A 6,617-nucleotide genomic window follows, 5' to 3' on the forward strand; every position below is an offset into this window, starting at 1 on the left:
GACGGAACAAACTGCCAGCAGATCCGGCTGGTACTGTCGTGTCATTCTCTGGAAAGGAAGCGCGAAGCGCGCCAACCGCCGAAGGCGGTATTGTTCGCGCACATTCGTGCGCGGGGCGAAAGCCTTGAGCCGTTGAGGCACAAGGCTTCCGTCGGGGGCTATACCCCCGTCTCTGTTTTCGCCGTTGGCGACAGAGACGGGAGAGGGCACCGAGTCACCGAAAGGTTCGGCACTCGTTTGGCAGGTGAGGGAGGCCCTCGTGTGTTTGGCTGCTCAGTATCGAGCGCCAGGGCCGTGACAAGGCATTCAGCTGTGTCGCGGAACATTAGCCTGGTGGCTTGGGCAGCGCACAAGCACAGGCAGCAGCAGAATGCTGCAAGCACAATGATGATGAACATCAGATTTTCCTCCGGGAAGGTCATGTTTTGACGGAGGAGTGCCCCTGGGGGACATCCCCCCTGAGGGTTACGAAGTGAAGGCAAGAGCCTTGTTGTTGAGAAATGCTGTTTTAGGCCAGCTACCGTTGACAATCTATATATTAATCAATCATCTAAGCTCGTCAAGGCCATCGAAAAGTCGCTTTTTGGTGGGTTTTCGATGGTGTGGCGCTGGGATGGTGCTGAGCAATAACTGAAAAGGGCTCTTTGGGTTGCTTTTAGATGACTATTGGTGAGGGGATTTTATGGGTTATTTGACAATAGTATGGGTACTAAATAGCCGTGCCGAATAGTAGATCACCCTGACTGACCCACGAAGCCCATTTTTTGGGGACCGTAACTGCATAAAGAGGCTCACAGTTAGGAACTGTTATTTAGAGTTGGCTTAATAGGAGAAAAGTAAGAACACGTATTGATGTTCACCCGATAAAACGGACACGCGTTGTTGTTATTCTTTCTTGAGTCTATTATTTGTTAATTTTTTCGAGATAATATCAAGTTAAGAAGTGGTATTATCTCAAAATTTATTCACTAAGGATTTATATGTACGAAACCAAGTCGGGAAAAGCAAATGTTGTTATTGGTAGTCGCACTTTCTCTTTCGCTATTCATGAGGAGTATATTGATAAATTAAGGAAGTCTCAGAATTCGTTACATGACATTTCTGGTGAGATGTCTAGCTTGCTTAAAGACTTTTTACCTCGAAGAGAGCTTCAGTGTCACCTTGACATTGAAGGAATTAAAATTCCATTTGACATTCCTGCCTATATGGTTGAGACATTTGAATGCGACTTTGAACCCTCTGCCATTAACAAGATGACGGAGGAACGATTCGGTGAGATATTGAGAAAATCTATTCCCTCATCAATGACCCCTCCTACAGAGCGGCAACTGTTTTTTGCAAAAAGTATAGCGCGAGGGTTAAGGATGGACATTCCGCCGGAGGCTTTAGATAGTGTTGATTCTTGTAGTCAATTTATTGATAGATACAAATATGAGTTTGAGGAGTTTAAAGAAGATATAAAAGGTATCGTCAAGCTTGCTAGAAAGGCTGCCCGTGGTTACATATTAGAAAAATTAGTGCATCTTACTGAAGATGAAAAGTTAGAGGTTATGGGAGTTTCAAGACCTGAGACTTTACTTGAGTATAAAAAAGGTTTGTTTTTATTTTATGTTGAGTTTCCTTCATATATACAGAAGGTGAAAGATATTCTACTTGAAAATGCTAACGAAGTGATTTCTAGCTATGATTTAAAAATCCCTCCATTAACTGAAGATTTTTGGAAGTGATGTAGTATTACTATGAATTAGTTAAACGTTGGCTAATGCTCATGAAAAACATTGGTGTGTGAGGCGCCTAACGATCCTTGTAATTTTAGGGTAGGGGGTGTTTATTTTATAATTATACCTGCTTTGTTTTTTCTGTCTTGGAACTCTTCGTAGACTTTGTCAGAGAAATGAGTTGCTGACAATATTTTGTCCTGGCGCAATGTTATTGCTAAGTCGGTAGATACTTCCATGTATTTTGTAGTTAAAGTTATCCCTAAGTTATCTTTATCTCTAAACCCACTTGCATATGGTGTAATTGTTATCTCTTGGTCCATCCCTTCTGATTCATTAGGTTCGCCGAGGCTAATTACTCGTCCAATATAGACCTTGCGATCTTCCATTGTGAGCATAATATAATAGCCATCAATCAAATATGACTTGAAGAATAAATCATCAATTGGGCTATCAGTTAATATTGATGACATCAATATTATTCTCATTCTTTCTCCAAGAGAAAGGGGTGAGTTTTCCTCGAGAGAAAGTGAAGAGTCATCAGTTGTAGATGGAGCTTCTCCATCATTTTTAGTTTTAAAAAATATTTTAATTAAATTCCATTTCCTGGAAATATATTCTGGAATGTCGGCGGAAATTATATGTAAGCGTGTCTTTTGTAAAAAGACATACAACCTAGCAATAAACAGTGAGTTTAATGATATTATTAGTATCCAAGCAAGCTCTCTTTGTTCTTCCCTCGATAAAGCCTTTGTTGATGAAAGCATACCTTCTAATAAACTAACGAGGTCAATATTAAATTCCTTATCTAGAAATGTAATCGTCGCTGGCATGTAATTATTTATCGGGAGTGTGATAAATACACTCCAAATAGTACAACATAAACCTAGCTTTGCACTTTCAAGATAAAGGAGTTGCCCATCATAGCGATGCAGCCGATAAAAATGATAGGGGCTCTTAGTGAATATGATGTAACCAGAAACTAATATAGGTAGGACAAGTAGCAAAAACATTTATTTGATTACTTATCCTACCAAGCGGTCTATCTTATCTATAAATGCTTTGGATTTTTCAGTAGAGCGAGCATCTTCGGCATTCATGGTAAGTGTGCCCCTGCCCACTACACGCATCGAGGCTGCTTCCTTCTTCCGAAGGTGCTTTAGAACTTCTTTTTGTTCATCATTGGGAGCTAACCCAAAGAAAGCAAGCAACTTTGACATAATGAATACCTAGATAGAGTTAGTCTTGATACTAGATCACTTACTATATGGTATCAACAGATAGTTACATAACCAGTCTGTATTGACTACTTCAAGTTACTGATTTTAATGAATTTAGCTCATCTAATCTCTGATGCACTCGACTCGGATACAACTGGGTATAGATCTGCCACAGTATATTAAGGTCTCTGTGCCCGGTCACTTGAGCCACTTCATCCAGTGAAAACCCTGCCTCGAAAAGCCTACTCGCACCTTCTCTGCGTAGGTCATGGTAGCGCAGGTCTTGAATGCCCAGCTTATTACGTACCCGTTGGAACCCTGCGGTAACGCTTCTGGACTCGAAGGGGAAGACCCGTTCATCGGTCCGGGGTTGGTGTTGCAGTATGGTCCAGGCATCGCCGAGCAGTGGCACCTGCATGTGATTGCCTTGTTTCTTACGGGGATCTTTGCGGTCGCGCACCAGTACGGATTTGCTTTGCTCGCTAACATCCTCCCAACGAATGCTGCATACCTCGCCAATACGCATACAGCTCAAGATAGAGAACTGGAGGATGTCGCGAAAAGGGATCTTGGATTGACGCTTACCTTCGCGCTCTGCAAGCGCTTCTTCTAAACGTGCTAGTTCGTCGCCTACTGGACGACGGGTGCGGCGCTCCGATTTACCGATAAGCCCGGCATAGCGCAGGTGGTTTTGTGCCTGCTTAACAACCTGGTTGGAGACGTCAATTTTGAAGTGGGGCCAAGCAGCGGCCATGACAGAGCTTAAATAGCTGACGTCATGCGCAACAGTTTGAGGAGATGCTCCGGCAGCCACCCTGTCTTCGCAATGACGAACAAGATCAGACTCCACCAACTTGTCTGCTTGGATGCGGCCAATATCGCAGTCCATCAGCAGCTTTAATACGTATTCCTTAGTCCTACCGGTCCTCGCCATCAGGGTAGGGCTGCTCAGGTACTTAGCGATGAGCTCGCCAATAGAAGGTATGGCCATGCTTTGGCCCGGAATACCGTCTCGTTCGATGCTGGCCTGCATTTGGATGCCCCAGGCTTGCGCATCGCTCTTCCTGCCAAAGGTGCGGGATTCGCGGTACACTACTTGGCTACCTTGGTGGGCCCTGACAGTGCAGCGGTAACGGAACTCGCCCTTGCTGTTTTTGCGCTTTTCGATAGTGAAGCCTGCCATGACACCTCCTTAGTACCTGCCCCATATCTTAGGGGGCAGATATGGGGCAGTCCATACCCAAAAATTGCTTGAAAACGGTTAAGAATGGCTAGAGAACAGATCACTGAAAAACAAGGCGAAACCCAGCAAGAACAAGCTTTTCCAAGCCTTGAGCGGTCCCGGCTATTCTCCGTGGCGCCGATGCTGGATGGGGGATACTTTTAGTTAAAGTGCTGTTTTATATTGAGATGTGTGTTTTGTGGGATACTTATGGATCCCCAAAGTGCTGATTTCTATGGGGACAGGTGTACTGTTCTGGTTCTGCTTGGCAGTGAGATGTTGTCGCAGTTGTCGATTAGAAACATCTGAAAACAACTAAAAAATTGCTGCTAAATCCTCTTCGAACCTCAATCCATTTAGCCTGTTTTCGTCACAAAGCTGCTTGAAGCGAGTGTTACCGAACAAGCTGCTACAGAAGCTGATCTGCGATTTGAACAGAGTTTTGTTCTCCACATCGTCCGGCAAAAAGGCCAGTTTGGTGATCCCTGTCGGCAGTCCACCATCCAGTTTGTACTCGGTAGCAGATTCGTCCTCTTTACCTAACGTCATGCAGTTGAATAGATAGTGGGGTTCCCCTGAGACGCTGATGGGGAGGAATTCGCCAAACCCTTCTAAATAGGAAGCCAAAGTACGCTGTGCGGTCTCGGTCAGGACTAGGTAACTTTCCAGCCACAAGAATACGTCAGGTGCCTGTAAATCATCGGCGTCCGGCTCTTCGAAGTAATCACAGTCAAAGGCCACCCAGTCTTTAGCCAAGGACAAATTGGTATCTGCTTGCTGAAAAATTTTTAGCCCTAGCTCTTCACTTCCAACCTTCTCAAACAAGGTCAGCATGTCGAGATCAAGGCTTTTGTACTGATGAGGCTGTTCCATCAATTTATAAATCATGCTTTACCGTTCCAGTCTTTATCTGGACGTTCCTCAATGAGCTTGGGATATGTCCCTGTTTTAAGCTGCACTTTAACTGTGTTCAATGATCTGAAAAATGAATCTTTGGGTATGCCGCGTGGCCCAAACTGGCTATAGATCCAAGTCTCGTAGTTGAAGGTGTGAATAGGCAGATGAGCAGGGGCATCGGGGGTTGCCCAATGTTTAGGTTTCTCAGGCGTTGACTCGTCTGTTTTCCAAAGCTCTGCTTCTTTTCTGTTATGTACCAGCCAAACGCCATTCAGCGAGTCATTAATCCCTACGCCATGTAGGTGAAGGTTTAGTCTAGCTGCCGACATAAGGGCTTTTCTGTGCCTGCCTTTCCCCATAATGATGTGATGGGGGGCATATCGGGGGCTTGGCTGGAGTTCGCCATCAGCAGCAAGATTCCTTGCCAATATTTTTGGAGGATGGTGGGGTTCTTGAAGACGTTCCGTAATGGTTTTTTCTTTGACGGATTGGCGATAATCAAGCAGCGGTTGCTGGGCCGGATCAATGAGATCCTGGGCAACAATGGCTGCTTTTAAGTTCTGAAGATGATTCCATTCCCTACTCTGGTTCTCGGTAAAGCGTGTCTGCTCAGCCTCAGAGAGCTTGGCAACCTTCATCGCCCTTTCTCGGGAGTGATATTCAGCACACCTCTTTTCGAACTGATAAATAGCCAGTTCGAGCGGAGTCGGGTTCTCCGGGCGTGAAGGTATAACCAGGGCTTTGTAGGGGCGTGTCATGATGCGTCCTTGCGTCACGTATTAGTTGATGGAACCTTACCCTAACGGAGCGTTACTGCAACAGGCTATGGCTTATAAAGCAGTTATTCATCTACTGCTGCCTTGCTGTGGTAGATGACCTTATCTCCTTGGTTTCACTGACAGTTGTTCGACTCGGTATGATGCCTCATCCCGTTTACTGTCAATGTAATGAGCCAGATCTGCTAGATGAACCTGGTAAGGGCTCTTCTGCGATGCGCGGAATGCCGGTATTGGCAATAGCCCAGCAGTAGCCTTAGCCTGGGCGGTTTTGGGGGCCATACCGAAATAGGTTTCGCTGATACTGTCGAGCTTGATCGTTGGGCCACCATAGCTGGCCATGAGCATAAATAGGGTCGGGGAGTGCATTATTTATCCTCTGCTCCTTAACTCAGGCTTTCCTATGGAGAAGCTGGCTAGGCCTTTTCGGTGACTGTGACCACTGGCTTTACTGGTAAGCCGCTCTATCGGTTTGTCTAAAGGCTGAGATAGCTCTTTTCCTGTATAAAGCCGTTGGCCAATATTTTTGCCTTTGTCGCTAACGCCTCTAGTCTCATGCGTATTTGGACGATCGAAGCAGGCACGAGAGCCTTGCGTACAGTTATTGTCAGAACTCCAAGGAGCGCGGCTGTCGCCGCTTTCAAAAGCAACGCCTTGTGCATCTAATTGTTGGGTCCCTGATGATTGGTTAGACAACCGTAGCCATCGTCTGCTTAAATCATGCCGATGGTTAGAACACTTTATTGACCAACTCAGGGAGCAGCTCGTTGAACATCAAATTGCA

General features: G+C 45.4%; 7 protein-coding genes. 1 reads left to right on the forward strand and 6 read right to left on the reverse strand.

The annotated features are described in order from the left end of the window. The first annotated feature begins 980 nt into the window (after nucleotides 1–980). Nucleotides 981–1,727: a hypothetical protein gene (locus tag ACN0TT_RS20390; RefSeq protein ID WP_417763952.1), complete on the forward strand. Its 747-nt coding sequence runs from the start codon at nucleotides 981–983 to the stop codon at nucleotides 1,725–1,727. A 101-nt stretch (nucleotides 1,728–1,828) separates the two neighbouring features. Here ACN0TT_RS20390 and ACN0TT_RS20395 read toward each other — a convergent pair whose 3' ends face one another. The 6 genes from ACN0TT_RS20395 to ACN0TT_RS20420 all read right to left on the reverse strand — a co-directional run bounded on the left by ACN0TT_RS20395 (nucleotide 1,829) and on the right by ACN0TT_RS20420 (nucleotide 6,202). After that, nucleotides 1,829–2,731, reverse strand: a complete 903-nt coding sequence (locus ACN0TT_RS20395; protein ID WP_417763953.1) for a hypothetical protein — start codon at nucleotides 2,729–2,731, stop codon at nucleotides 1,829–1,831. Nucleotides 2,732–2,743: 12 nt separating this feature from the next. Then, on the reverse strand, nucleotides 2,744–2,938 hold the full coding sequence (locus ACN0TT_RS20400) for a hypothetical protein (RefSeq protein ID WP_417763954.1): 195 nt from the start codon (nucleotides 2,936–2,938) through the stop codon (nucleotides 2,744–2,746). Between the two features lie 91 nt (nucleotides 2,939–3,029). Further along, on the reverse strand, nucleotides 3,030–4,121 hold the full coding sequence (locus tag ACN0TT_RS20405; RefSeq protein ID WP_417763955.1) for a site-specific integrase: 1,092 nt from the start codon (nucleotides 4,119–4,121) through the stop codon (nucleotides 3,030–3,032). 354 nt (nucleotides 4,122–4,475) lie between these two features. After that, complete coding sequence (locus ACN0TT_RS20410; protein ID WP_417763956.1) at nucleotides 4,476–5,048, reverse strand: hypothetical protein; 573 nt, start codon at nucleotides 5,046–5,048, stop codon at nucleotides 4,476–4,478. Further along, a complete protein-coding gene (locus ACN0TT_RS20415) occupies nucleotides 5,045–5,815 on the reverse strand; it encodes an AHH domain-containing protein (RefSeq protein WP_417763957.1) in 771 nt (256 codons plus the stop codon). Before ACN0TT_RS20415 ends, ACN0TT_RS20410 begins: the two co-directional genes overlap by 4 nt. Nucleotides 5,816–5,935: 120 nt before the next feature. Next, nucleotides 5,936–6,202, reverse strand: a complete 267-nt coding sequence (locus tag ACN0TT_RS20420) for a pyocin activator PrtN family protein (protein WP_417763958.1) — start codon at nucleotides 6,200–6,202, stop codon at nucleotides 5,936–5,938. Between the last annotated feature and the right edge of the window lie 415 nt (nucleotides 6,203–6,617).

The sequence above is a fragment of the Shewanella sp. genome, from assembly GCF_048265805.1.
Taxonomy (GTDB): domain Bacteria; phylum Pseudomonadota; class Gammaproteobacteria; order Enterobacterales; family Shewanellaceae; genus Shewanella.

Coding starts and splice junctions, on each gene's coding strand:
- ACN0TT_RS20390 (WP_417763952.1), top strand. CDS start 981: ATGTACGAAACCAAGTCGGGAAAAGCAAATGTTGTTATTGGTAGTCGC.
- ACN0TT_RS20395 (WP_417763953.1), bottom strand. CDS start 2,731: ATGTTTTTGCTACTTGTCCTACCTATATTAGTTTCTGGTTACATCATA.
- ACN0TT_RS20400 (WP_417763954.1), bottom strand. CDS start 2,938: ATGTCAAAGTTGCTTGCTTTCTTTGGGTTAGCTCCCAATGATGAACAA.
- ACN0TT_RS20405 (WP_417763955.1), bottom strand. CDS start 4,121: ATGGCAGGCTTCACTATCGAAAAGCGCAAAAACAGCAAGGGCGAGTTC.
- ACN0TT_RS20410 (WP_417763956.1), bottom strand. CDS start 5,048: ATGATTTATAAATTGATGGAACAGCCTCATCAGTACAAAAGCCTTGAT.
- ACN0TT_RS20415 (WP_417763957.1), bottom strand. CDS start 5,815: ATGACACGCCCCTACAAAGCCCTGGTTATACCTTCACGCCCGGAGAAC.
- ACN0TT_RS20420 (WP_417763958.1), bottom strand. CDS start 6,202: ATGCACTCCCCGACCCTATTTATGCTCATGGCCAGCTATGGTGGCCCA.